This window comes from Salinicola acroporae, from assembly GCF_003206615.1.
GTDB lineage: Bacteria > Pseudomonadota > Gammaproteobacteria > Pseudomonadales > Halomonadaceae > Salinicola > Salinicola acroporae.
Map to the genome: position 1 here is coordinate 22,441 of NZ_PZJW01000003.1, position 23,356 is coordinate 45,796.

25 protein-coding genes and 1 tRNA gene are annotated in these 23,356 nt (G+C 60.5%); 13 read left to right on the forward strand and 13 right to left on the reverse strand.

The features are described 5' to 3' along the window. Position 1: 1 nt before the first annotated feature. The 3 genes from otnK to otnI are packed head-to-tail and all read left to right on the forward strand — an operon-like array spanning position 2 to position 2,836. Positions 2-1,312 carry a 3-oxo-tetronate kinase gene (gene otnK, locus DOM54_RS04190; protein ID WP_110715154.1) on the forward strand — a complete coding sequence of 437 codons (1,311 nt, stop codon included), beginning with the start codon at positions 2-4 and terminating at the stop codon, positions 1,310-1,312. Further along, complete coding sequence (gene otnC, locus DOM54_RS04195; protein ID WP_110715155.1) at positions 1,309-1,974, forward strand: 3-oxo-tetronate 4-phosphate decarboxylase; 666 nt, start codon at positions 1,309-1,311, stop codon at positions 1,972-1,974. The genes otnK and otnC overlap by 4 nt, the downstream gene beginning before the upstream one ends. A gap of 55 nt (positions 1,975-2,029) precedes the next feature. Further along, positions 2,030-2,836 carry a 2-oxo-tetronate isomerase gene (gene otnI / locus DOM54_RS04200; protein ID WP_110715156.1) on the forward strand — a complete coding sequence of 269 codons (807 nt, stop codon included), beginning with the start codon at positions 2,030-2,032 and terminating at the stop codon, positions 2,834-2,836. A 10-nt stretch (positions 2,837-2,846) separates the two neighbouring features. On the opposite strand, the gene DOM54_RS04205 is transcribed toward otnI, so the two are convergent. Continuing rightward, complete coding sequence (locus DOM54_RS04205; RefSeq protein WP_110715157.1) at positions 2,847-3,542, reverse strand: CvfB family protein; 696 nt, start codon at positions 3,540-3,542, stop codon at positions 2,847-2,849. Positions 3,543-3,847: 305 nt separating this feature from the next. Between DOM54_RS04205 and DOM54_RS04210 the strand changes: the two genes are divergently transcribed. The 3 genes from DOM54_RS04210 (at position 3,848) to DOM54_RS04220 (ending at position 6,208) form a co-directional block, all read left to right on the forward strand. Continuing rightward, positions 3,848-4,219 carry a hypothetical protein gene (locus tag DOM54_RS04210; RefSeq protein WP_110715158.1) on the forward strand — a complete coding sequence of 124 codons (372 nt, stop codon included), beginning with the start codon at positions 3,848-3,850 and terminating at the stop codon, positions 4,217-4,219. 229 nt (positions 4,220-4,448) lie between these two features. Further along, a complete protein-coding gene (locus DOM54_RS04215) occupies positions 4,449-4,817 on the forward strand; it encodes a hypothetical protein (protein ID WP_162619756.1) in 369 nt (122 codons plus the stop codon). A 410-nt stretch (positions 4,818-5,227) separates the two neighbouring features. After that, positions 5,228-6,208, forward strand: a complete 981-nt coding sequence (locus DOM54_RS04220) for a GGDEF domain-containing protein (protein ID WP_162619757.1) — start codon at positions 5,228-5,230, stop codon at positions 6,206-6,208. A gap of 299 nt (positions 6,209-6,507) precedes the next feature. Here DOM54_RS04220 and DOM54_RS20240 read toward each other — a convergent pair whose 3' ends face one another. After that, positions 6,508-6,840 carry a helix-turn-helix domain-containing protein gene (locus DOM54_RS20240; protein ID WP_206019013.1) on the reverse strand — a complete coding sequence of 111 codons (333 nt, stop codon included), beginning with the start codon at positions 6,838-6,840 and terminating at the stop codon, positions 6,508-6,510. Positions 6,841-7,001: 161 nt separating this feature from the next. Here DOM54_RS20240 and DOM54_RS04230 point away from each other — a divergent pair, with 161 nt between their 5' ends. Both DOM54_RS04230 and DOM54_RS04235 read left to right on the forward strand, forming a co-directional pair. After that, positions 7,002-7,436 carry a helix-turn-helix domain-containing protein gene (locus DOM54_RS04230; RefSeq protein ID WP_110715161.1) on the forward strand — a complete coding sequence of 145 codons (435 nt, stop codon included), beginning with the start codon at positions 7,002-7,004 and terminating at the stop codon, positions 7,434-7,436. Between the two features lie 120 nt (positions 7,437-7,556). Next, on the forward strand, positions 7,557-7,934 hold the full coding sequence (locus tag DOM54_RS04235) for a hypothetical protein (protein ID WP_110715162.1): 378 nt from the start codon (positions 7,557-7,559) through the stop codon (positions 7,932-7,934). A gap of 672 nt (positions 7,935-8,606) precedes the next feature. Here DOM54_RS04235 and DOM54_RS04240 read toward each other — a convergent pair. The 7 genes from DOM54_RS04240 to DOM54_RS19955 form a co-directional block, all read right to left on the reverse strand. Then, positions 8,607-9,497, reverse strand: a complete 891-nt coding sequence (locus DOM54_RS04240) for an HpcH/HpaI aldolase/citrate lyase family protein (protein WP_110715163.1) — start codon at positions 9,495-9,497, stop codon at positions 8,607-8,609. Beyond that, positions 9,494-10,756, reverse strand: a complete 1,263-nt coding sequence (locus DOM54_RS04245; RefSeq protein WP_110715164.1) for a CaiB/BaiF CoA transferase family protein — start codon at positions 10,754-10,756, stop codon at positions 9,494-9,496. The genes DOM54_RS04240 and DOM54_RS04245 overlap by 4 nt, the downstream gene beginning before the upstream one ends. Before the next feature lie 42 nt (positions 10,757-10,798). Beyond that, the gene (locus DOM54_RS04250; protein ID WP_110715165.1) at positions 10,799-12,304 is read right to left on the reverse strand and encodes a tripartite tricarboxylate transporter permease; all 1,506 of its coding nucleotides are present in this window, start codon (positions 12,302-12,304) and stop codon (positions 10,799-10,801) included. Positions 12,305-12,365: 61 nt separating this feature from the next. After that, positions 12,366-12,863, reverse strand: a complete 498-nt coding sequence (locus DOM54_RS04255; RefSeq protein ID WP_110715166.1) for a tripartite tricarboxylate transporter TctB family protein — start codon at positions 12,861-12,863, stop codon at positions 12,366-12,368. 20 nt (positions 12,864-12,883) lie between these two features. Further along, a complete protein-coding gene (locus DOM54_RS04260) occupies positions 12,884-13,909 on the reverse strand; it encodes a Bug family tripartite tricarboxylate transporter substrate binding protein (RefSeq protein WP_206019014.1) in 1,026 nt (341 codons plus the stop codon). A gap of 5 nt (positions 13,910-13,914) precedes the next feature. Continuing rightward, a complete protein-coding gene (locus DOM54_RS04265) occupies positions 13,915-14,679 on the reverse strand; it encodes an IclR family transcriptional regulator (protein ID WP_110715167.1) in 765 nt (254 codons plus the stop codon). A gap of 263 nt (positions 14,680-14,942) precedes the next feature. Beyond that, the gene (locus DOM54_RS19955) at positions 14,943-15,095 is read right to left on the reverse strand and encodes a hypothetical protein (RefSeq protein ID WP_162619760.1); all 153 of its coding nucleotides are present in this window, start codon (positions 15,093-15,095) and stop codon (positions 14,943-14,945) included. Between the two features lie 247 nt (positions 15,096-15,342). On the opposite strand from DOM54_RS19955, the gene DOM54_RS04270 reads away from it, so the two are divergent. Further along, positions 15,343-16,116 carry an SDR family oxidoreductase gene (locus DOM54_RS04270; RefSeq protein WP_110715168.1) on the forward strand — a complete coding sequence of 258 codons (774 nt, stop codon included), beginning with the start codon at positions 15,343-15,345 and terminating at the stop codon, positions 16,114-16,116. Between the two features lie 294 nt (positions 16,117-16,410). Further along, positions 16,411-17,553 carry a LysR family transcriptional regulator gene (locus DOM54_RS04280; RefSeq protein ID WP_110715170.1) on the forward strand — a complete coding sequence of 381 codons (1,143 nt, stop codon included), beginning with the start codon at positions 16,411-16,413 and terminating at the stop codon, positions 17,551-17,553. Between the two features lie 33 nt (positions 17,554-17,586). Here DOM54_RS04280 and DOM54_RS04285 read toward each other — a convergent pair whose 3' ends face one another. Next, positions 17,587-18,603, reverse strand: a complete 1,017-nt coding sequence (locus DOM54_RS04285) for a LysR substrate-binding domain-containing protein (protein WP_110715171.1) — start codon at positions 18,601-18,603, stop codon at positions 17,587-17,589. Between the two features lie 51 nt (positions 18,604-18,654). On the opposite strand from DOM54_RS04285, the gene DOM54_RS04290 reads away from it, so the two are divergent. Next, positions 18,655-19,206: a nuclear transport factor 2 family protein gene (locus tag DOM54_RS04290; RefSeq protein ID WP_110715172.1), complete on the forward strand. Its 552-nt coding sequence runs from the start codon at positions 18,655-18,657 to the stop codon at positions 19,204-19,206. A gap of 587 nt (positions 19,207-19,793) precedes the next feature. Here the strand turns inward: DOM54_RS04290 and DOM54_RS04300 are convergent. After that, positions 19,794-20,171, reverse strand: a complete 378-nt coding sequence (locus DOM54_RS04300; RefSeq protein ID WP_167406502.1) for a winged helix-turn-helix transcriptional regulator — start codon at positions 20,169-20,171, stop codon at positions 19,794-19,796. Between the two features lie 136 nt (positions 20,172-20,307). Here DOM54_RS04300 and DOM54_RS04305 point away from each other — a divergent pair, with 136 nt between their 5' ends. After that, a complete protein-coding gene (locus tag DOM54_RS04305) occupies positions 20,308-21,240 on the forward strand; it encodes an aromatic alcohol reductase (protein ID WP_110715175.1) in 933 nt (310 codons plus the stop codon). A gap of 356 nt (positions 21,241-21,596) precedes the next feature. Then, positions 21,597-22,025, forward strand: coding sequence for a fosfomycin resistance glutathione transferase (gene fos, locus DOM54_RS04310; RefSeq protein ID WP_110715176.1), 429 nt, complete (start codon positions 21,597-21,599; stop codon positions 22,023-22,025). 192 nt (positions 22,026-22,217) lie between these two features. Here fos and DOM54_RS04315 read toward each other — a convergent pair. Next, positions 22,218-22,294: transfer RNA gene (locus tag DOM54_RS04315), tRNA-Arg, on the reverse strand. 185 nt (positions 22,295-22,479) lie between these two features. Continuing rightward, on the reverse strand, positions 22,480-23,322 hold the full coding sequence (cysE, locus tag DOM54_RS04320; protein WP_110715177.1) for a serine O-acetyltransferase: 843 nt from the start codon (positions 23,320-23,322) through the stop codon (positions 22,480-22,482). Positions 23,323-23,356: the final 34 nt, after the last annotated feature.

Sequence of the window (23,356 nt, forward strand, 5' to 3'; positions counted from 1 at the left end):
GATGGCGAACTCTCTTTCGAAAACGGGTGAGCGACGGCGTCGCCCCCGGCCGATTCTCGGCTGCATCGCCGATGACTTCACCGGCGCCACCGACCTGGCGAGCATGCTGGTTAGCGCCGGGATGCGTACGTTGCAGACCATCGGCACCCCCGAGATGCCGCTGGAAGCGGATGTCGATGCGGTGGTGGTGGCGCTGAAGTCGCGCACGATCCCTGCCAAAGACGCCATCGAACAGTCGATCCAGGCACTCGACTGGCTGCGCGAACAGGGCTGCGAGCAGTTCTACTTCAAGTACTGCTCGACCTTCGACTCGACCCCGGCGGGCAATATCGGCCCGGTCACCGATGCACTGATGGAGGCGCTGGAAACCGACTTCACCGTCGCCTGCCCGGCGCTGCCGGCCAACCGCCGCAGCGTGTTCAACGGCTACCTGTTCGCCAACGGCGTGCCGCTCAACGAGAGTGGCATGCAGGATCACCCGTTGACGCCAATGACCGATGCCAATCTGGTCCGTGTACTCGGCGCCCAGACCCGCCACACCGTGGGCCTGATCGACTACGCCACGCTGCGCCAGGGCGACGCTGCCGTGAACACACGCATCGACGCGCTCAAGGCCGAAGGCGTCGGTATCGCGATCTGCGACGCCATCGATAACGACGATCTGTTCATACTGGCCCGCGCCTGTCGCGAACTACCACTGGTGACCGCAGGTTCCGGCCTGGCGCTGGGATTGCCGGCCAATGTCGCCCAACGCCTCGGCCACACCGAAGATGCGGCTCGACTCGAGCCTGTCGCCGGTCGTGAAGCCGTGTTGAGCGGCAGCTGCTCGCGGGCCACGCTGGCTCAGATCGAACATGCACGGGCGCACATGCCGAACTTCCACCTCGATGCCCTGGCGCTGAACGATGACTATCAAGGCGTCGTCGATGCCGCGCTGGAACATGCCGAGGCGCATCTGGAAGCCGGCCCCGTGCTGATCTATGCCAGCGCCTCGCCCGAGGAGGTCCGTCGTGCCCAGCAGCGACTCGGCGTGCAGGAAGCCGGCGAGCTGGTCGAGCGCGCCATGGCCGAGATCGCCGCCGAACTGGTCGGCCGGCTTGGCGTGCGCCGGCTGCTGGTGGCCGGTGGCGAGACCTCCGGTGCGGTCGTCAGCGCCCTCGGTGTGAAGGGCTTGCGGATCGGCGAGAGCATCGACCCCGGTGTACCCTGGACGACCACCCTCGGCACCGATGAACCGCTGGCGTTGGCACTCAAGTCTGGCAACTTCGGTGCTACCGATTTCATGACCAAAGCCTGGAAACTGATGCCATGACCGCCATTCGCACTTCGACATCCGCAACCGAGAATCGCCTGCGCGAGGAGATCGCCGAGATCGGCCGCTCGTTCCGCCATCTGGGCATGGCACCGGGCACGTCCGGCAATATCAGCGCCAAGCTCGAAGACGGCTGGCTGATGACGCCGACCAACGCCAGCCTGGGCGCGCTGGATCCGGCGGAGATTTCCAAGCTCGACTGGAACGGCAATCTGCTAGCCGGCAAACCGCCGACCAAGGAGTCGTTCCTGCACCGGGCCTTCTATGAGCAGCGCCCGGATACCGGCGGCATCATTCATCTCCACGCCACGCACTCGGCGGCGGTGTCGTGTCTCAACGGTCTCGACGAGCACTCCTGCCTGCCGCCGATCACGCCCTACTTCGTGATGCGCGTCGGCCGCCTGCCGCTGGTGCCCTACTATCGCCCCGGCGACGCCGCGCTGGGCGACGCCGTGCGCGACTACGCCGCCGATCATGCCGCGGTACTCCTGGCAAATCACGGTCCGGTGGTGGCGGGAAAGACCCTGGAAGCCGCGCGCAACGCCATCGAAGAGCTGGAAGAGACCGCCAAGCTCTATCTGCTGCTGCGTCAGCACGACATGCGCACCCTGAACGAAAAAGAGATCGACGAACTGCGCGACGCCTTCGGCGCCCAGTGGTAGCAGCCCTGTCGAAAAGCCGCTTCTCGATCAAACGGACCAACGAGGAAACCAAGCCATGCCGCGTTTCGCTGCCAATCTCAGCATGATGTTCAACGAAGTGCCGTTCATGGAGCGCTTCGCTCGAGCCGCCGCAAACGGCTTCGCCGGGGTCGAATTCCTGTTCCCGTATGATTTCGAACCGGCAACCATTGCCGCGGAGCTGCGACGCCACGGTCTCGAGCAGGTGCTGTTCAACCTGCCGCCGGGCGACTGGGCCGCCGGCGAGCGTGGGCTGGCTGCCCTGCCCGGCCGCGAGGCGGATTTTCGGGAGAGTGTCGACACCGCCATTCGCTATGCAAAAGCGCTGGATTGTCCACGCCTGCACGCCATGGCCGGGCTGCTCCCGAAAGCCGCGGCCGATGATGTTTCCCGTGAAACATTCAACACAGTGGCAAGGGAGGTTTACCTGGAAAATCTGAGATTTGCAGCCAGAAAGCTTGCCGAACACAACCTGACGCTACTGATCGAGCCGATCAACACCCGCGACATGCCAGGCTACTTTCTCAATCACCAGGCCGATGGCCATGCCATTCTCAAGGAGTTGAACGAGCCCAACGTCAAGGTCCAGATGGATTTCTACCACACCCAGATCATGGATGGAGATATCTGGCAGACCTACCAGCGCTATCGCGATGGCGTTGGCCATATCCAGATCGCCGGAGTACCCGAACGGCATGAGCCGGATAGCGGCGAGGTCAACTACCCGTGGTTATTCGAGCAGCTCGACGAGAATGGCTACGACGGCTGGCTGGGTTGCGAATACAGACCCCGCCATGACACCGAGACAGGGTTGGCGTGGTATCGCGCCTGGCAGCAACGCTGACAGACGTGGATCAATCGCCCTCGATCCGTCGGATCCCATCGTCTTCGATCACGATCCGGCGCTGCTTGTAGAGCCGGCCGATGGCCTGCTTGAAGGCATTCTTGCTGACGCCGAGGCGCGCCTTGATGACCTCGGCCGGGCTCTTGTCGCCGAGGGCCAGGAACCCATCATTGGCGGCCAGCGCTGCCAGCACCTTGTCGCCGACCACATCCAGACGCGCCTGCCCCGGCGGCAACAGCGATAGATCCAGGCGCGCGTCGTCACGCACCCGGCGCACATAGCCATCCACACGATCGCCTCGGCGTAGCGGGCGCGACATGTCATCGTGATACAGCAGCCCCCAGAACCGGTTGTTGACCACTGCCTTGGCGCCGAGATCGGTCAAATCCGAGATCACCAGCGACACGCGGTCCCCCGTCGTCAGCCCTTCCGACTCGTCCTGCAGGAACTTGTCGAGTTTCATGCTGGCCACCGGGCGCATGCGATCGTCGACATAGATCATCACCAGCACCCGCTTGCCCTCGTCAGGGCGAAAGCGCTGCTCGCCGAACGGTAGCAGCAGATCCTTGGGTCGGCCCCAGTTCAGGAAAGCGCCGATGTCATTGACCTTCGTCACGCGCAGATAAGCGACGTCACCCACGTTGGCCTGCAATTCGGCGGCGGTAGGGGCATCGGCGGGAGCGTCGTCCCGAGGAGGGCGGGTCATGGCGTACTCTGGCTGACAAGCGGTGACTGGGAAGGATCCATTATGGCGGGCGCGGCGATGTGGAGCAAAGAAGCGCAGCTCGCAGCACACGCGGCTGCCTTGGCAGCCGCCTTGCTCCGCATTCCCTGCGCGCAGAAAGAAGGTTTACACTATCCTCACGCCTCATGGCTTCGACCTTTGTATCAATCCCATCGATAGTCGAATTCACTACACGTGATTAGCAGACTAAAGAACAGACTCCCATAATGTCATCACAGATCGAGGCCGAGAGGCCCTAGTAAAAAAGACATTTTGGAGGCCACACCATGAAAAACCGTATTCTCGCAGCTATCGCTATTGCCGTCGCCCTGCCCGCTGCCGCCCAGGCCAACAGCCTCGCAGCCGAGCGTCATTTCGACCAACAGAGCGAACCGCTCAGCATCGAGCAGACCGCGCAGTATCATGCGCTGCCGACCCGCTATAGCGTCGAAACGGTCAACGGTGGCCATAGCGCCGCTGCCGACCAGGCACTGCAGAACGTTGCCGACTCGACTCAACTGAGCACCGATGTTCATCCGTCTCATAACGGCCTGATCGGTGAAGGACAAAGCGACGCCGCGCGCCAGGCTCTGCGAAACGCCACTCAAACCGTCAGCAATGACAAAGGCAATGTCGAAGTGAACTTCGCCAGCCTGTAAGTCTCCGCCTTCAGGCACGAAGACAGCGCTAGTCCATCAAGGGAGCCCTCGGCTCCCTTTTTGGTGTTTTGGACTAAAGGAAGGACAAACGCCAGGCGCCAGATCCATCATCATTGATGTCGATAGTTTGTTTCAGAGAATTCGATTAGCAGCCTAACATGAATCGTCCGACAATGACGTCACGGATCGGGGCCCATCGCCCGCATGAATGATCATTGGAGGCAACATCATGAAAAACCGCATTCTCGCCGCTATCGCCATTGCCATCGCACTACCCGCTGCCGCTCAAGCCAGCGATGCCACCAGTGCTCTCTTCGCCGCACAGCGTGAAACGCTCAACCTCAAACAGACCGCTCAATACCACGCGCTGCCGACTCGCTATAACGGCGATACCTTGATCGGCGGGCACAGTGCCGCGGCCGCCCAGTCCCTGCAGAATGTCGCCGACGCCACGCAACTGGCCACCCGCATTCCGGCAAGCCGTAATCCGCTGGTCGGTGAAGGGCAGAGTGATGCCGCAGCTCAAGCGCTACAGGGCACCGGACAGTTCGCCCATGACACCCGAGGTAACGGCGAGGTCAGCTTCACCACGCTATAAGCTGGCCCTTCGCAACACCAACGCAACAGCCGCCGGCCAAAGTCGGCGGCTTGTCGTTCGCCCACAGGATCCCCTCTTCCTTTCCCTCGTTCGCTTCCCTTTATTCCTTACCTCTGAATCATCATCCCTTACCCTTGGTGCTTATTCCTCTACCCCTGCCTTTCGGGACACCTCCAGCCGCAGAGGTCTCATAGGCTGTCTCTCCCTGTGAAAGCGAGGCTGGCTTGAACTCACCGATCCAACATACGTCATACAAAAAAGCCTTGGCTTTGCAAGGAATGTCAAGGAAATCGGGGGCAAAAAATGGTCTCTCCCGCCGATGAAATTTGGCTACGCTGAATGTAATGAAATATTACCAAGCCAGGCCATGGCTTGAATGTCTCAGGGACAGTGTGCGGAGACCCGGTCTCATGAAAGCGTGGATGAAGTCTATCAGAAATCGTTTGAGACGGGACTTCGTCCTCCGAGTCATCTCGCTTCTGGGCATCTGCGAGACGCTCACCCTGCTACCGTTCAGCCTTTACAGGTTCATTCAAGGCAGCGTTGGTAAAGGCCTTTTCGACGGTGTCGCCCTCCTCCTGATCCTCTGCATCATCGGCTACTCCTGGTGGGCCGATGACAGTCAGCGTGGTGGTTTCACCCTGGCAGTTACCAGCGCCCTTTTTGCCGGCATCACCACCAGCGTCCTCGGCTTCGTGGGTGTATTCTGGTCGTTCCCCATGATGCTGACGAATTTCTTTCTGACTGATGCCAGGCGTGCACTCATGATCAACGTCGTCATGAGCATCGTGATGACCCCGATACTGATGCAGTTTTCACGACCCGAGAGTATTTTCTCCTTCATCGCTTCCAGCATCACGGCAAATAGCTGCGCCTATCTCTACGCCAGACGGAGCGACCTGCAGCAGAGAGCCCTGAAGAGGCTGGCAACTTACGACGATCTGACCGGCGCCCGTAACCGACGATCGCTGGAGGAGTCGCTGGCTTACGCCAGGGACAAGCTGATCGACGAGGGGCGACCTTGCTCCCTCATCCTGCTGGACCTGGACAATTTCAAGAGCATAAACGACCGGTTCGGGCACGCCTATGGCGACGAGGTATTAGCGAAATGCGCCAATCTCATCCGTCGGAGTGTAAGGTCTGATGACTGCCTGTTTCGCTTCGGTGGTGAGGAGTTCGTGCTACTACTGGCGGATATCGAAGAGATTGACGCTGCCGAAGTGGCAGAGGATCTGCGCGAGATTATCGCCAATCAGCTTGGCGACCCTTCCTGTCTGATCACCGCTTCTCTAGGTGTCACCGGACTGTACCTTTCCGACGACACCAAACGGTGGATGAAGAGAGCCGACGATGCGCTTTACGAGGCAAAAATAATGGCAGAAATCGCATAGTTTTGAAAAATTTTATAGAAGAAGACGGTAATAAATTGGATTCTAATCAGGCCAAAACTATATAAGAACAATCAAAAACAAAGAATAAAATCGAGACAGTTTCGACCATTAATAATAGCCAAAACCTTTTGGTAACTTGTTTCATATTGATAAATTACAATCACTCACCTATGATATTTCTTGCTATTATTTACCCTCATGGTCTGATTTTGCCCAGCTTCGGCTGGGCTTTTTTTGTTGACTCATTTCCCTCGATAATCCGTGCTCAAAGGACCCGTTAAATCAATGAATTCGTTGCGTTATGATGTCAGCGATTTGCCGGGCCTCGCCTGATGAACATCGGTCTGTTCGACCGTATCTTCCTCACCAGGCGCGTCTCCGGCGGATGACGTGCCGCCGCCGGCCGCCGGGGGCGTCGTAGGACCGGCATTTGCCAGCAGCCAGGCGGCAGTGAAGGCACCCTCGCTTGCCGCGGCCATTCTCGATGCATGGCGGGTTTCACCGGTGTACTCCGTTCGGGGCAGACGCCCCCGGCGCAGCCACTTGCAGACAGCCGACGGCGAGACTCCGCAGACCCGGGCACAGCGTGATACGCCACCGAGTTGCTCGACCGCAAGACGGATCGCGCTCATGACACCCCCTTGTACCTGTACTTCCAGTACATGATTATCAGGTACTGAAAGTACATTCAACCGGTGGGAACATTGAACCCATGGTTCACACCGGTAACCGGGATGAGTTCAGCTCCCGACTTCACAAGGCGCTCCGTCGCGCAGGCAAGGACGGCTATGGGATGGGCGCACGCCTGGCCCGAGCCATGCGTGTCACACCCAAGGCCGCCAGCAAGTGGCTGAACGGTGAAGCTCGCCCGGGCCATGACAAGAAGGTCGCGCTGGCCCGCTGGCTCGGTATCCGCGAAGAGTGGCTGGACTACGGCCGGGGGGAGATGCTGAGAGACGATGCCCCGACGCCCGCCGACGACGCCCGGCATATCGGTGAACCCCTACCTCCCCACTCGCGGCAGCCTTCCGAAAGGTCCGCCGAGGCGCTGCGCCAGATCGAGCAGGCCGTACTGTCCGGCGACATGGATGAAGCGGATCTGCTGCTGCTCGAGCAGATCGCTAGACGCCTCTCCAGTCGCGAACACCAGCGACATCGCAGCGAGGACGCCAGGGCGGACTACCGCACGACGACGGACGCCACGCCCCCATCCGACAGCGAGAATTGAACCCGCAGATAGCGGTGCCCCTCATCAGGTTTCATATCCGGTGCGAAGTTTGTACTCGAGGCACCTTTTATGTACATTTAGTACACAAGTTATCTGCTGCGTTCACGTATCGAGGATGAAATGCGTCGCTCCAGTCCCGATGACCCGTCTCTACCGGAAAACGGTGATAGCACCCTGCGTCACCACACCACGGCCCTGCAGCGGTTCTACTACGCCAGCCATCAGATCGCCATCGCCTACGATGTCCACATCTGCGAAGCGGGCGTGCCCGACGTGGAAACCCGCTACGGCGCCTGCCCCCGCCACGAGGGCGAGCGATTGGCGGCCTATCACCCCTCGTTCCATGTGCCTGGCAAGAACCACACCGTAGTCATCACCGATTGCCAATTCGATGAGGAGAACCTCGCCAGGGCCTGGATGGCCGACCGCATACGCTGGCTCATCCTCAGCCGGCGCGGCCAGTCACTGCCACCGGCCAGATACCGTCGACGGAGCTAGTTGCTAGGGCATTCACCGGCCAACCCCTGACCAGGAGAGGAGGCATCGATGGCAAACATTACCGTCGTTCGACTCTCGGCTATTCGCTTGCCTCATCGCTAACAGCTCGCGGCCTGCCACCATGCTGGAGTGTCCTCCCCGGCACCTTGGTAACCAGGGCGGCATCGGGAAGATGGGCACGACGCCTCTTACCTAAGGATCCCACACCGCCGACAGATGTCTTCAACGCTTCTTCCCATACGCGGGTGATATCGCTGCAACGCAAGCGATTGACGCGGCGGCGGCAAATTGACGGCGCGAGAGGTCCCAGCGACCAAGTCACCCCGGTCGGGTAAGAGCCTGGCGGCTTCCCACCTGATCTCGGTGGGAAAGGAGCGACCTCTTTCGGCCATGAATCACTCTCGGCAGAGTGCAGGCGATGCCACTTCAGTGGATGCCCGGATTCACTCGGTCACTACAGTCTCTCCCTCCCTTTGAATGATTCACGATGGGAGAGATGCTGAAAGCTCTCTCGACCAGGGGAGTGTCTCTCCTGTGTCGACACCTTCAGCGACGTCGATTGCCGGGGGCAAGCAGTCCGAAAGGGTATTGGCACGCTGTGCTCACACTCGTAGCTCATCTTGAGTAAGAGACACAGTGCGGGAGGAGAGATCGCCCCTCGAATAGCAAGGGTCAATGGTCGATCTTTTTCCTATTGGCGACATGCTCGTATCGGGCGATGAGACGTTGGGCGCGATGATAGACCGGCAGGTCGATCATACGACCATCCAGCTTCGCCGCGCCCTTCCCGGATGCCCAGGCGCTCTCCATGGCCTTGACCGTTCGCCGCGCCGTTTCGAGCGCTTCCGCCGAAGGGGTGAACCCTCGGTTCAGCGCAGGCACGCTCGCCGGATGAATACAGGTGGCGCCATCGAAACCGTGGTCTGCCGCCCGCCGGGCCATGTCGTCGAGATCCGATTCGGAATCCAGCCGGGCGACGCTATCGAGCAGCCCGAGCGCCAGCAGACCGGCCGCTTTGGCCGCCATCGCGACCCGCAGCTTGGGCGCACGCAGAGTTTCAGCAGAGGGTACCAGACCGGCTTCTGACGCCAGGTCTTCCGCCCCGAGAATCAGGGCAACATTGCGCTGGCTGGCGCTGGCGATCGCTTCACACTGCAACAGCGCCTGGGGCGTTTCTATCATTGGCACCAGCGCCACCGAGCCCACCGCCATATTCCGCTCGCGCTCGACCTCGGCAATGTAGTCGTCGAGCAGCTCGAGGTGCCCCACCGAGGCTATCTTGGGCAGAAATAGTGCGGCCACTCCGGGTCTGACCGCGGCAGCGATGTCCTCCACGCAGAGACGCAAGGCCGGGTTCACACGTACCAGAATATCGCTGCCCTGCCCTGCCAGTGCATCGATCGTCCCTGCCAGGCTCTGCCGGGTTTCGGCTTTGCACTCGAAGGGAACACTATCCTCCAGATCGAGAATGATGGCGTCAGCACCGCGTTCGGCTGCCTTGGCGATGAAGCGATCGTTGTTGGCCGGGATGTACAGCAGGGAGCGCCAGAGCGGTAGGGTCATGGGTGCGCCCCTCCGACGATGCCGTCACGCATCACGCTGTCGATTCGTTCGGCCGGCAGGCCGTAATCAGCAAGCACGGCCCTTGAGTCGGCGCCGAGTGCCGGTGCTGGGCGGAAGATGGACCCCGGCGTGCCGGAGAGCCTGGGCACCGGTGCATGCATCGGCACGCTCCCGAGTTCCTCGTCGGGTACGCGCACGTAGACGCCACGCTCGATAAAATGCGAATCCTCGGCGATGGCCGCGATGTCGTAGATCGGCGAAGCGGTGATATGTTCACGCTCGAACAGGGCGACCAACTCCTCGCGCTCGAAGCGGCCGACCCACTCACCGACGATCTCATCCACCTGCTGACGATGCGCAACGCGAGCGGCGTTGGTGGCGTAGCGGGGATCTTCGAGCAGATCCTCGCGCCGCATCAGCCTGAACAGACGCTCGGCCATGCTCTGCATCGACCCCGAGATGGCGATGTATTCGCCGTCGGCAGTGCGGTAGACATTGCGGGGACTGGAGGTATTGGAGCCGTTGCCGACTCGGGGCTTGGCCATGCCGGTCAGTGCGAAATCCAGCGCTTCCGGTCCCAGAGTGGAAATGATCGGCTCAAGCAGGGAAAGATCGATGACCTGCCCTTGGCCGGTCTGGTCACGCACGCGAAGCGCCATGACCGTCGAGAAGGCGCCGTAGATGCCCGCGATCATGTCGGCCAGCGCCAGCGGTGGGAGCAGCGGTCCGCCCCCCGCTTCACCGTTGCGGTCCGCAAAGCCGGACATGCCTTCGACCACGGTGCCGAACCCGGGGCGCGAACTATAAGGGCCGGACTGACCGAAGCCCGACACGCGAAGCACGATGAGCGAGGGGGTGGCCGCAAGCAGCGTTTCCGGTGCCAGGCCCATCTTCTCCAGCGTGCCGGGGCGGAAGTTCTCGATCAGCACGTCGGCGCTGGCGATGAGCTCACGCAGCAGCGCCACCGCACCCTCGCGGCGAAAATCCAGCGCCAGACTGCGCTTGTTGCGCCCGTAGACCTTCCAGAACGAGGAAACACCTTCACTCTGCCAGGCTCGGAGCGGGTCTCCGGCAGGGGTGGGTTCTACCTTGACGACGTCGGCGCCGAAGTCACCAAGCTGCATCGAGGTCATGTTGCCCGCGACCAGTCGCGACAAGTCCAGAACCTTGACGCCGGCGAGCGCCGCGCTGGTCTCGCCGGAGAAGAGCTGTTCCTGCCAACGGTCTTGTGCAGTGTGCGAATCGTGTGTGGGAGACATAGGTAAGCCTTGCCGATTGGGTCGAGGGTGTCGTCTCGAGGATCAAGGAGTCGTATCGCCGCGGCGTTTCGCCACGACTTTCTTCGCGATGCTGGCAGCCACGATCAGGACAAGAAAGATCAGCAGCCCGAGCGATACCGGTCGCGTCACGAAGACGTCCCATGACCCTTGGGCCTGCATGATCGTCTGGCGGAAGTAGTTCTCCGTCAGCGGTGCCAGCACGACAGCGAGAATGAAGGGCCCGGTCGGGTAGTCGTTCTTCTTCATCAGATAGCCCACCGCGCCGAAGACCAGCACGATCCAGATGTTGAAGATGTCGTAATTGAGAGAGAACGCGCCAACGACACAGAGCCCCAGCACGATGCTGGAGAGGTGGTTCTGGATCAGGCGAAGGGCGTTGATGAACACCGGGATCAGCAGCACGTTGGAGGCGAGCAGGAACACGTTGCCGACGATCAGCCCGGCGATCATGGCCCAGACGACGTCGCCCGACTGGATCATCAGCAGCGGCCCGGGTTGCATGCCGAACATGATCAGTGCCCCGAGCATGATCGCGGTGCCGCCGGAGCCGGGGATCCCAAGCGTGATCAACGGGATCAGAGAGCCTGGTACGCCGGCATTATTGGAGGACTCGGGGCCGGCCAGGCCCTCTATGGCGCCATCGCCGAACTTCTCGGGGCGTCGTGAGAGCTTGCGCTCCAGCGCGTAGGAGAGAAAGGTCGCAACCGTGGCGCCAGCACCGGGCAGAATCCCGACCGAGGTACCGAGTACCCCGCCACGCATCACCGGCCAGAACGAGGTCTTCAGGCTGCCGCGATCCGGGAAGTAGTCGCTGAACCGAAATTCGGGCCTGCCCAGGTTGAGGACGATCCGCTTCTCGAGATTGAAGAACACCTCCCCGAGCCCATATAGACCGATGATAATGGCGACGAAATCGATACCTTCGATGAGCTCGGGGGTGAAGCCGAAACGCACGTAGCCCGAGATGTAATCGCTGCCGAAGGTGCTCACCAGCACCCCGAACAGGGTAGCGATGACGGCCTTGAAGATGTTGTCGCCCGCGAGCAGGACGATGGTCGACAGGCCAATCACCATCAGTAGGAAGTACTCCGACGGCCCGAGAAAGATGGCGTATTCCGCGACCACGGGGGCGAAGAAAACCAGCACTGCCAGGCCGATGGTGCCGCCGATGAAAGAGCTCAGGGCGGACACGCCCAGCGCCAGGCCGCCACGCCCCTGGCGCATCAGCGGGTACCCCTCCAAGGCGGTGATGATGGCCGGCGCGTCGCCCGGGGTGTTGATCAAAATGGCGGTGATTCGGCCCCCATACATGGTGCCGAGATAGACGCCGGTCAGCAGGCACAATCCTGCGGTCTGCGACATGCCGAAGGTCAGTGGCATCATCAGGGCGATACCGGCCGAAGGCCCCAGCCCCGGCAGCGCACCGACGACGGTGCCTATCAAACCGGCCACGAAGATGAGCAGCAGATTCTGCGGATTCAGTATGTCCGAAAACCCACCGCCGAGACTCGCCAGTGTGTCTAACATTCACTCGTCCTCAATGTTCGATAACGATGCCGGGAGGTGACAGCGGCAAGCGCCGTTGGCATTAGTGCAGCGGGATGCGTAACCAAAGGGCGAAGACGCCGTAGATCGCGAGCATGACCAAAAGCGTTACGCCGATAGACCGGATCAGGGAGTGCCCCGCGAAGTACCACGACACCAGTATCATCAGCAGAGCCAGCGGTGTCATGACGCCGATATAGCCCATACTCGCGATCGCCAGCGCCATAACGCCCATCAACCCGACAATGCCCAGACCGGCATGAAGGTGTGATCGTGCGCGCTGCGGGGCTGCGTCTCCGGTGCTTGCGACGCGATCCTCGCTGTCGTTCATCTCGACCTGCGCGCCAGCGCTGGTACGCGGGGTCAGACCGTGCAGCACCTTCATCGCGATGGTCAGCAGCAGCGCACCGGCAACGATCAGGGGCACGAATCCCGGACCGAAGGTCATGCCCGAGGAAAATGGCATGTCCAGACTATTGAAGAGCAGGACCCCGGCGAATATCGAAATCCCGGTCAGCAACACGATTTCCGAAGTTTTCATGTCGGCTCCATGCAGGAGTGTCACTGTTTGATGATGCCCAGATCGGTCAAGGATTTCTTATAAACGCCGTTCATCTTTTCAAGATAGTTCTCGAAATCTTCTGGACCGAGAAAGTCCGGCACCACGGAGTTAGGTTCCATATAAGACGTCTTCCATTCCGGTGACTGGCTGAGTTTTTTTACCATGCTAACCAGATAATCCTTGCCCTCTTCGTTGATATCACCGGCGGCCACGACGCCTCGAAACAGGCTGAGTTCGATGTCGTAATTATTCTCCTTGAAGGTCGGCACATCAGGGAAAAGATCGACGCGTTCTCCGGTACTGATACCCAGGGCGGCAAAGCGTTTCGAGGCGATGAAGTCCTTGACCGGACCGGGATTGGTAATCACGAAATCGACCTGACCGCTCAGCAAGGCGGAAGTCACGTTGCCGTCACCCTGGAAAGGGATGTAGTTGAACGTCTTGCCCATGGCTTCGCCGAGTTGGACCGCAACGATCTGTTCGATTGAGCCGGTGCCGGTACCGCCCACATTCAACGTTTTCTCGGCGTTGGCGATATCCTCGAGGCTCTGATAGGGGCCCGAAGCGTTGACGACGAGCAGCTCCGGGTCGATGCCAAGGCGGGCGATCGGCGTGAAGTCGCTATAGTCGAGGCCGATGTTCGACATCAAGGGAGTGGTAATGAACGAGGAGGTTGCCGCCATGAGATAGTGCGCGTCGCCTCGGTGCGAGTTCAGATACCCCATTGCGACCGATGAACTTCCGCCCGGCTTGTTGACGACATTGATGGCGGCGTCGGAAATCCCCTCGCTCTGAATGACTTTCGCCATCGAGCGCAGCAGCGTGTCGTGACCACCACCGGGGCCATAGCCTGCGACGAACTCGATGCCGCGACCGGGAAAGTCCTGCGCCATGACGCTACCCACGGGTACGAGTGCCATTGACCCAGCGAGGCAGAGTCCCATGATCGCTCGGCCGAGGGTGGCCATATGCCCCCCGATGACGGCTTTGAACCTGCTGCCCGGCCCTGTCGTGTTTACTGTCATCGTAATCACTCCTGATGTCTGCCAACTGCTTGATGAGCCGAGGCATTCGCCAGTGCCAGCGAGATACTCTCGGCGGTAGTAAGCAGAACCTCGAGGATCTTGCTCTGATCGCGAGTCACCCTCTCTTTCGGTCCTGCAATGTTCAGCGCGGCCACGTATCGGCCTGCGTGATCGCGAATGGGGGCCGCCAGTCCGGAGGCCCCTTCCACGCGGCCCTCGAGATTGATCGCATAGCCATCTTCGCGAGTTTTCTCGATCCAGTGCCTGATCTTGTCCGAGTTGTCACTCTCGGCTGCGCGGTCACTCAGGTAGGTCTCGAGACGGTCTCTGTCCATACCCGCCAGCAACACGCGCCCACTCGCCACATGCTCTGCCACTCGCGTCATGGTGATGTCGCGGTCGTAGCGTATTTCCCGTTCGGGCAAGCATTTATTGAGGTAAACAACCCGCGAAGAAGAGTTCAGTACCGCGATAAACGCACTCTCCTGCGTCTGCGCCACCGCCTCTTCCACGTAAGGCAGGGCCAACCTCCAGAGCGTGCCGAAGGCCTGGTTTTGCGTGTTGTGCTCGCCGGGAAGCCGGAACAATCGGTAATGCCCGTCGGCATCCCGCACGACATAGCCCTTGTCGACGAGCGTACGCAGGAGCATCAAGGCGCTGCTCTTGGGGAGCTCGAGCCCGGCGACGATTTCGGTCAAAGAGCGCGCCTCGACCTGCAACGACAGCCACTCGATCAATTCGAGAACCCGCTCGGTTCCACGTCCGCTCACAAATCACCTCTTGTTCAGTATTATGAACTGAGTTCAATATCTGGAATTCAGCTTGTCAGACAGTCATAACGGGGACCATTCGACTTTGGGATACTCGATACGAAAGGGGGATCTACGGTCGGCACTGCCTGAAAGGCGACGAGGGGCGGTCGGATCGACGCATCGTCACGAAGGATCCGCGCTAAACCGCCGGTTTGAGGATCTGGAAAGCTCTACGGCTCGGAGTGGGAGGATCGACGCTGAACGCTACCGGCGTTCAGCCCTCAGCTATCCGGTCGCCTCATCGCCGACAGCCCCTGGCTGGAGAGCAGCATCAGGCTGCCGCTGGCACGGTTGAACCACTGCATGGCCTTGCCGCTGCGCAGGTACTTGCCGATCCTGCTGCCCAGCAAGGCAGAGATCGCGACCGCCAACACCTCCATCGCCAGAAACAGCGCCCCAGGATCGTGAAGCTCAGGGCATAGTGATCGGGCGCGACGAACTGAGGAGGAAAGGCCGTGACAATCAGAATCGCCTCGGGATTGCCGGCGGATGGAACTGTCGATTGGTCGATCGCCTTGGATAGTGTTGTTCGGGCCAGGGGCATTATCTGGCGAAGACGAATCACTAGACTGCTTCTTGTCATCGGGACATTCATCACACCGACTCACAAGGAGTGCCGTCATGGCTGACCATACGCTTCAGAACAAAGTCGTGCTGATTGCCGGGGATGCCAAGAACCTGGGAGGCCTGCTGGCCCGAGACCTGGCTCGCAACGGCGCGCAGGCAGTCGCGATCCACTATCACAGCGACGCCACCCCTTGCGCTGCCGAGGAAACGGCTCAAGAGGTAAAGGCCCTTGGCGCCGAGGCTGAGCTGTTCCCGGGAGACCTGACTCAACCCGCCAACGTCACCCGGCTGTTCGACGACGCCAAGGCGCACTTCGGTAGCCTGGACATTGCCGTCAATACCGTCGGCATGGTGCTGAAAAAGCCGATGCTGGAGATCAGCGAGGCCGAGTACGACCGCATGTTCGACATCAACGCCAAGAGCGCCTTCTTCTTCCTCAAGGAAGCCGGTCGCACGCTCGACGACCATGGCAAGATCGTCACTCTGGTGACCTCCCTGCTGGGCGCTTTCACGCCCTTCTATTCCACCTATGCCGGCGCCAAGGCGCCAGTGGAACACTTCACCCGAGCCGCCGCGCAAGAGTTCGGCGAACGCGGCATTTCCGTCACCGCCGTCGGCCCCGGTCCGATGGACACGCCGTTCTTCTATGGCCAGGAGGGCGAGGACGCCGTGGCATTCCATAAATCCGCCGCCGCCCTGTCATCGTTCAGCAAGACGGGGCTGACCGACATCGAGGACGTGGTACCGTTGATTCGTCATCTGGTCACCGAAGGCTGGTGGATGACGGGCCAGACGATCCTGACCAACGGCGGCTACACTACCAAGTAGCCGGATGGGCAAGTGCCAAAGGCCGGCAATACAAGGCGGAAGGAGAACGGCAGTGGCGGAACGCAACCACCCCCTGATACGCCGGCGCGGCGACAGGGAAGCACCGGGGCGCTGCGTTGGGCTGTCGTTCGACCGGGTTAACGCGTTCGCGAGCCCCCAGCCAGCCCACTTCCCGCGCACCAACCTGCACCTGCTCGATACGTCGCAGAGCTTGCTGCCGTGCCTCGCCGCCCAGGTTCTGGCCTCCGCAAGGGTGTGGCCGCGAACATCCCGCCGAGGAGTGGCCGCCTGGTGATGCCTGCCGACGATCGCCCATCGCGGCACGCGGGAGGACATCGCGCCGACAGGATCGACCGCCTGCGAGCGTTCGTCACGGTAGCCGAACTGGGCAGCTTCACTCGTGCCGCGCACAAGCTGGAGTGGCCGCGAGCCTCGATTTCGCTGGCGATCCAGCGCCTGGAGAAAGCCATTGGCACGCGCCTGCTGAATCGCAGTACCCGGCAAGTTCACCTGACCCACGACGGTGAGCGGCTGCTCGACCGGGCCCGCCACCTGATCGAGGAGAACGAGCGTCTGGAGCGCATGTTCCTGCCGCCCCATCTCGAACTGTCCGGGCGTCTCACCGTCGATGTTCCCAGCCGGGTCGGTCGCCGCCTGCTGACGCCGGCTCTCCCCGGCTGGTTGGCCCAGCACGCCAATCTCCAGTTGGAGTTGCGAGCGACCGACCGCCCGGTGGACCTGATTGCCGAAGGCATCGATTGCGCCGTTCGCTTCGGCCCTCTGCAAGACAGCGCACTGGTGGTCCAGCGGCTTGGACAGGTGAACATCGTCAACTGTGCCAGCCGCGAATACCTCGCCCGCCATGGCGTGCCACACACGCTCGATCAACTTCTGACCCAGGCCCATCGTCTGGTCGGCTACGCCGCCAGCGAAACGGGCACCAGTGACGCCAGCACGTTCGACTACCATAGCGAGGGGGCCTCGCAGCACCTCGAATTGCCCTGCCAGGTACGAGTCAACAGCGCCGAGAACTACATCGCCTGCTGCGAGGCGGGGCTGGGGATCATCCAGGTCCCCCGCTACGATGTCCTGGACCAGCTCCGGGACGGCACGCTGGTCGAGCTATTGCCGACGTTCACCGCCGAGCCACTCGACGTTTCGATACTCTATCCCCACCGCCAGAACCGGTCGCCGCGGGTCGACGCCTTCGTCGCCTGGTTCCGCGAGCTGATGTGCCCCCATCTCGAGCCGAACGACGGTGACACAGCCCATCAAAGGCGATCCCCAGCGGGAACTCATATAGCGCCCATGGGCTTTTCAATGGTTCGCAATGAGACCGGGAGCGTGTTTGGAATGTTCGTCCGCGCCGACCATGAAGGGCGAGGTGTGGGCCGCTTACTCCTCGAGAGAGCCGACCGCATCTATTCGCTAAATTGATAAACGGGATCGCAGCGCCTTATCGCAGGTTCTCTAATCGTAGCCAGGAATGCCTGACGATCTCCAATCAGGTCTAGAAAATATCCAGCGCAGTTCTTTAGCGACTACTTCGGATGCGACGGGATTGTCCGATGTTGCGCTTCGCAAAAGCGCTCTATGCGAGTAGAGCTTGGCTATCGGGATGATTTGCACCGCATTGGCACGGGCCATGGGCTGAGCCGCACTGAGAGGCAGGACGGCACAGCCTAGCCCCCGCAGGACGCAGTTCAGCTGTGAAGTCATGGTCGTGGCCTCGGCGACAATGTTCAATGTAGTGCCTTGCTTGCTGGCAAGTCGTTCAAGATTTTGACGCCGCGCATTGGGACGTGGCGTCAGAACGAGAGGCAGTGACAGCAAGTCCTCAATTGAGATGAATGGATCAGCAGGGCTGTCTTGCTTCAGCGTGATCAGATAATCCTGTTCCCTTCCGAGATGCTCCAGATGGCACTGATAGGTCGCACGTCGGGATATTATGCTCACGATGGCGAGATCCAACGATCCACTTTCTACGTTCTCGATCAGGTCTGCAGCACCCTCACGGCAAATGATTTGAATGTCTGGATATCTCGCTCTCGTGCGCTCGACGACCATGCCGAAGAACATGTCCGCCAGGGCCGAGGGTAGACCGAGTCGGACCTCTCCTCTGGGTTGGCCTCGACCGGGTTTGACGAGTTCGCGCAGCATATCCGTACGAATTAGGATTTCACGTGCCTCGGCGACGAGCAGTCCACCCTGGGATGTGAGCGTAACGCCGCTTTTGGAGCGGAAGAGAAGCGGCACGCCCAGATCGGCTTCCAATGCCTGAATCTGACGCGTCAGGGCCGGTTGCGCGATATTTAGCATCTCCGATGCGCGTCGAAAACTGCCCGCATCAGCCACTTTCACGAAATAGTGTAGCTTCCTGAGATCCATCCTCGGGCCCATGGCGAAAGTGCTTTGTGATGCCGGTTCGGCATCATGGTCAACCTCATCAGTATTATCGAACTCTTTTCCAGCTGCATACAATGACATCACTACAGGTGATGGTTGTCTTCATGACCAGGAATCGAGAAGAGGTGGACCATGGACGTGCATGAGCTGGAACAAAGACTGTGTCTTGTCGAAGACAAACTCGCGATCTATGAACTGATCGCGTCACATCCACCAAGCGCGGACACCGGAGCGGCTGACTACACCATATCGGTCTATCGCGACGATGGCGTCTTCGATCGTGGACCAACGTTGGACGGCGCTCGTGGCGCGAAGGATATCGCAGCGTTCATTCAGCGGCCTGAGCATGACGAAGCTCGACGAGGAGGACTTGCGCATTTTGTGGGGCTGCCGCTGATCGACCTGCGCGGCAATCGCGCGGTGGTGACCTCCTATCTGCAGATCGTCCATCTCGATCATGAGGGTACGCCACGCGACTTGCCAAATCACGGGGTGTCCACGGGATACCGGATCCATCGTGCGGTAGTGAACCGGTGGGAGCTGGAAAAGCATGACGGGCACTGGCAAATCGCCAGGCGCACGCTACTGCCCGTTGATGGTTCCGAAGCGCATCAGGAACTGCTGCGCACAGGGCTGAATGAGCTCTATGATGAGGCGCCACACGGGGAAGGGCTCAGAGTATGAGGGCCGTCGAGGACGGAAACCATGCTTATTTGAAAACACTCTTCGACGTACTTGCCCGCGAGGGCTGGGGCAAGATTTCCTCAACGCGTTGCGCGAAGACGTAGTCTTCAACGCGATGGGACAATCTCCCATTGCGGGCCGCTACGAGGGCAAGGAGACGCACCGCGCACAGGTACTCGAAAAGCTTGAAGAGCACCGAATTCTCGCCGACCGTCATGCTGATGGATGGCGAGATGGCTTGTGTCCGGTTCCAGTCGTGCGGGGCGGAACCTGTCAGCCATCTCAAGCCCTGTTAGGAATACCTTTGGTATCACTCTGCCCCGTTCCGTTGCACTTCTCTACCCAAGGTCCCCCACCTTTCGTCGGGTAGGCTGCAAAATGCATCATTACGCACTATTTTTCCGCCTGCCAAATCGCACTGCCGCCCCAGTGCTGGCGCGGCCTAGCGCCCTCTGCAACGCTGCATCAAAACCGACCCATTTAGCGCGGGCGGGGCGGGGAGTCGACAGCGCACCGAGAGGAAGCAAGGCTATGAGAGGCAGGCGGTGGCCACGTGGTGTGCGTCGGCTACTCGCCTCACTGGGTGGTCAGGGCAATGAATCGCCCCGCTCCTCAACCGCTGCAATCGAATGCGCTTCTCGGGCCTGACGGAAATCTTCCGCGTGCTCGAAGATCCAGAGCCACATGGGGATGATCTTTAGGAGAAATCCCTCCCCCAACCGAGTCAGCTCGTAATCGACTCGCGGCGGGACTTCCTCGTAATCCTGGCGAAGAATCAGCCCATCGCGCTCGAGCTGCCGCAGCGTTCTCGTTAGCATCCGCTGAGTGACGCCATCGAGCCGCCTGCGAAGCTCGGCGTGTCTCAACCGCCCTCCCTCCATGAGCGCGTGAATCACTCCAAAAGCCCAGCGATTGCCGGCGTGGGATAGCACCTCTCTTTTCAGCCAGTCGTCCTCTTCTTCCATCGCGTCGCAGAGCGCCCGGGAGCGAGTGAGCAGGTCGTCTTCGTCTTTCGGTATCACTGATGTACCTACTTATGTGGGGAATCCTGACGTGCAAACATCCGCTACCTCGATCAAAGCCGTCAACTTTGGAGATAACATGAATCGCACCGACAGGAAGGAATCGATATTGGTATTGGGCGCGGGGGAGCTGGGCTTCGAAGTACTGCGCCACCTGGCAAACCACGCTCGCAAGCATCAATCAGCGCGTATCTACGTCCGGTTGAGACAATCCACGATAGAGACGACCGATCCGATCAAGAAGCAGCAAATCGAGCAGTTGCGGGCATGGGGCGTCGAGACGGTTCCTGGCGATGTCGCCGCAACCGGCACGGATGAGCTGGCCGCCCTCCTCGCCCCCTATGATACGGTCATTTCCTGCATCGGCTTTTCAGCCGGACGTGGCACACAGACCAAGATTACCCAGGCAGTGCTCCAGGCCGGTGTGAAGCGTTATGTGCCGTGGCAGTTTGGCGTCGACTACGACACGATTGGCCGAGGTAGCGCCCAGGACGTATTCGACGAACAGCTCGATGTGCGCGACCTGCTCCGGGCGCAGAACCGCACAGAGTGGCTCATTGTCGCCACGGGAATGTTCACCAGCTTTCTGTTCGAACCGGCTTTTGGCGTCGTGGACCTTGAGCAGAGCGAGGTTCACGCCCTGGGTAGCTGGGATAACCAGGTTACCGTGACAACGCCGGAAGACATCGGACGCTTGACCACAGCGATACTGTTTCACGAGCCACGGTTCCAGAACGAAACCGTGTTTGTCGCAGGAGACACCATCAGCTACGGGGAATTGGCGGACGAGCTGGAGCGGCAGCTCGACCGCCCTTTCAAGCGAGAAGCTTGGTCGATTTCCTACCTTAGCGATGCGCTACGTGCCGATCCTGAAAACAACCTGTTCAAGTATCGAGCCGTGTTCGCGGCAGGCGTTGGCGTCGCATGGCCCAAGGAAACGACGTTCAATTATCGCGAAGGACTCGAAACGATTGATGTCCCAACCTGGATACACCGCCACTTGGTTGAGTAATGGCCGGCCCGTTTATAGCTTAGAAGGACGGGCACCGGATCCACCCTATTCGCTCGTCAGGGGCGAATGATCGACCGCACGATTGTGCAATTTAGCGCCCTCTCACAGTCGATAACGGTTCTCATCTCACCAATGCGTTATTACACACGTGATAAACGCCATCGATCCTAGGATTGGGCAACCCCCTCTCTCCTGGCGAGCGAAGGGGTTGGATGGGGTTACGGTCGAGGCTGGCCAGCGGTCGTTTCACTTCCCGGCCCGAGCCTTCGGCCGCGCGGCTTTCATTGATGGCCAGTGATTGCGATGCTCTGATCCTCGTGAGATTCAGAAAAATCTGTCACATGCAGGAGCCAAGCATGCTCAAGGGTCTAAACCACCTAACACTCGCCGTCTCTGAGTTGAGTAGAAGCACTGAATTTTACCGGGAAACACTGGGGCTGACGCTGAATGCCCATTGGGATGCGGGAGCGTACCTATCGCTTGAAGGATTATGGCTTTGTCTCACCCTGGACAAGCACCGCGGCACCGAACCGCATCCCGAATACACACACTACGCCTTCACGGTTACGGCCGATGAATTCACACCCATCGTCGAACACCTGAAAGCCAAGGGCGTGAAAGCGTGGCGGCATAATCGAAGCGAGGGAGATTCGTTCTACTTCCTCGACCCTGATGGCCATAAGCTCGAGATCCACGTGGGTGATCTAAGCAGCAGGCTGGAAGCCTGTAGGCAAAAGCCCTATTCCGGCATGGAGATTCTGACCTGGCCAGATGACGGCGATTGATTCGATTCTTCTTATAGTTAGCGGCGTTGGGGTATAGCGAGGGTTTCCGAACAGGGATATATACCCTGATCTGTACCACATTGCGGCTGGATTCGGTAGGAACGCTTAGGAAGAGGCGAGGAAAAAACTACTGGTTTATAAGCGTTTTTTCTTTCGATTTTGGACTTTCTCGGAAGGTTCAGGAAGTCCAGATGGCGCGCCCAGCAGGATTCGAACCTGCGACCCCTGCCTTCGGAGGGCAGTACTCTATCCAGCTGAGCTATGGGCGCGCGATGACGTGACGTCGTGCCGAATGGCGTGGAATAGCCGAATGGCCTGCCAACAGCGCGGCCATCCTACCCGCTCGGCCATTGGCTGTCCAGCCACGGTGCGGCGTGACGGCGGCTTTCGCGATGCGAAGGGCGAGCCAAGCCGCCAGCCAGTCGGAGACGCCCTGGATGCTCGACCCCGTCGGCTAGCGCCCGCAGCAGAGCTTGCCGTTGGCGGGCACGGGCCGTGCCGAGGTTTCCGGCTCCATTGGCTTGTCGAGGCAATGCTGCATTTCCCGTGAAGGTGCCGCGCAGCCGGCATCGCCGACGATACGCGCCGGAACGCCAACCGCGGTGGTGTGAGGCGGCACCGTCTTCAGCACCACCGATCCGGCGCCGATGCGGGCACCCTCGCCGATCTCGATGTTGCCAAGCACCTTGGCGCCGGCGCCGATCAGCACGCCACGGCGCACCTTGGGGTGGCGATCCCCGGCTTCCTTGCCGGTGCCGCCCAGGGTCACGCCCTGCAGCAGCGAGACGTCGTCCTCGATGACCGTGGTCTCGCCGATCACCACGCCAGTGGCGTGATCGATAAACACGCCGTTGCCGACCCTGGCCGCAGGGTGGATATCGGTCTGGAACACTTCGGAGCTACGGCTCTGCAGATAGCGCGCCATCTGCCGGCGACCGCTCTGCCACAGCACATGGGCGAAGCGATGCACGGTCAAGGCGTGGAATCCCTTGAGGTAGAGCAGCACTTCGGTGACCTGGCGAATCGCCGGATCGCGCTCGATCACTGCGGTCAGATCCTGGCCGATGCCTTCGCCGACCGTGGGATCGCTGGCCAGCAGTTCGTCGAACAGTTTGATCAACTGGTTGGCCGCCAGATCGGGATGCGCCAGGCGTTGACCCAGGCGATAGGCCAGCCCCGCGCCCAGTGTCGAGCGATTGAGTACCGCGCCCAGCATCAAGGGGGTCAACAGTGGCTCCTGCCGCGAGATCGTCATCGCCTCGTCGCGGGCCTGTTGCCATAGCTCGATCGTGTTCATCGTCTCTCCTTGAAGCGACTGTCGCCACCGGCGC

Bases quoted from the DNA above. Each gene is read 5' to 3' on its own strand.
- otnK (WP_110715154.1), top strand. From the start codon at position 2: ATGGCGAACTCTCTTTCGAAAACGGGTGAGCGACGGCGTCGCCCCCGG.
- otnC (WP_110715155.1), top strand. From the start codon at position 1,309: ATGACCGCCATTCGCACTTCGACATCCGCAACCGAGAATCGCCTGCGC.
- otnI (WP_110715156.1), top strand. From the start codon at position 2,030: ATGCCGCGTTTCGCTGCCAATCTCAGCATGATGTTCAACGAAGTGCCG.
- DOM54_RS04205 (WP_110715157.1), bottom strand. From the start codon at position 3,542: ATGACCCGCCCTCCTCGGGACGACGCTCCCGCCGATGCCCCTACCGCC.
- DOM54_RS04210 (WP_110715158.1), top strand. From the start codon at position 3,848: ATGAAAAACCGTATTCTCGCAGCTATCGCTATTGCCGTCGCCCTGCCC.
- DOM54_RS04215 (WP_162619756.1), top strand. From the start codon at position 4,449: ATGAAAAACCGCATTCTCGCCGCTATCGCCATTGCCATCGCACTACCC.
- DOM54_RS04220 (WP_162619757.1), top strand. From the start codon at position 5,228: ATGAAAGCGTGGATGAAGTCTATCAGAAATCGTTTGAGACGGGACTTC.
- DOM54_RS20240 (WP_206019013.1), bottom strand. From the start codon at position 6,840: ATGAGCGCGATCCGTCTTGCGGTCGAGCAACTCGGTGGCGTATCACGC.
- DOM54_RS04230 (WP_110715161.1), top strand. From the start codon at position 7,002: ATGGGCGCACGCCTGGCCCGAGCCATGCGTGTCACACCCAAGGCCGCC.
- DOM54_RS04235 (WP_110715162.1), top strand. From the start codon at position 7,557: ATGCGTCGCTCCAGTCCCGATGACCCGTCTCTACCGGAAAACGGTGAT.
- DOM54_RS04240 (WP_110715163.1), bottom strand. From the start codon at position 9,497: ATGACCCTACCGCTCTGGCGCTCCCTGCTGTACATCCCGGCCAACAAC.
- DOM54_RS04245 (WP_110715164.1), bottom strand. From the start codon at position 10,756: ATGTCTCCCACACACGATTCGCACACTGCACAAGACCGTTGGCAGGAA.
- DOM54_RS04250 (WP_110715165.1), bottom strand. From the start codon at position 12,304: ATGTTAGACACACTGGCGAGTCTCGGCGGTGGGTTTTCGGACATACTG.
- DOM54_RS04255 (WP_110715166.1), bottom strand. From the start codon at position 12,863: ATGAAAACTTCGGAAATCGTGTTGCTGACCGGGATTTCGATATTCGCC.
- DOM54_RS04260 (WP_206019014.1), bottom strand. From the start codon at position 13,909: ATGACAGTAAACACGACAGGGCCGGGCAGCAGGTTCAAAGCCGTCATC.
- DOM54_RS04270 (WP_110715168.1), top strand. From the start codon at position 15,343: ATGGCTGACCATACGCTTCAGAACAAAGTCGTGCTGATTGCCGGGGAT.
- DOM54_RS04280 (WP_110715170.1), top strand. From the start codon at position 16,411: ATGCCTGCCGACGATCGCCCATCGCGGCACGCGGGAGGACATCGCGCC.
- DOM54_RS04285 (WP_110715171.1), bottom strand. From the start codon at position 18,603: ATGTCATTGTATGCAGCTGGAAAAGAGTTCGATAATACTGATGAGGTT.
- DOM54_RS04290 (WP_110715172.1), top strand. From the start codon at position 18,655: ATGGACGTGCATGAGCTGGAACAAAGACTGTGTCTTGTCGAAGACAAA.
- DOM54_RS04300 (WP_167406502.1), bottom strand. From the start codon at position 20,171: ATGGAAGAAGAGGACGACTGGCTGAAAAGAGAGGTGCTATCCCACGCC.
- DOM54_RS04305 (WP_110715175.1), top strand. From the start codon at position 20,308: ATGAATCGCACCGACAGGAAGGAATCGATATTGGTATTGGGCGCGGGG.
- fos (WP_110715176.1), top strand. From the start codon at position 21,597: ATGCTCAAGGGTCTAAACCACCTAACACTCGCCGTCTCTGAGTTGAGT.
- cysE (WP_110715177.1), bottom strand. From the start codon at position 23,322: ATGAACACGATCGAGCTATGGCAACAGGCCCGCGACGAGGCGATGACG.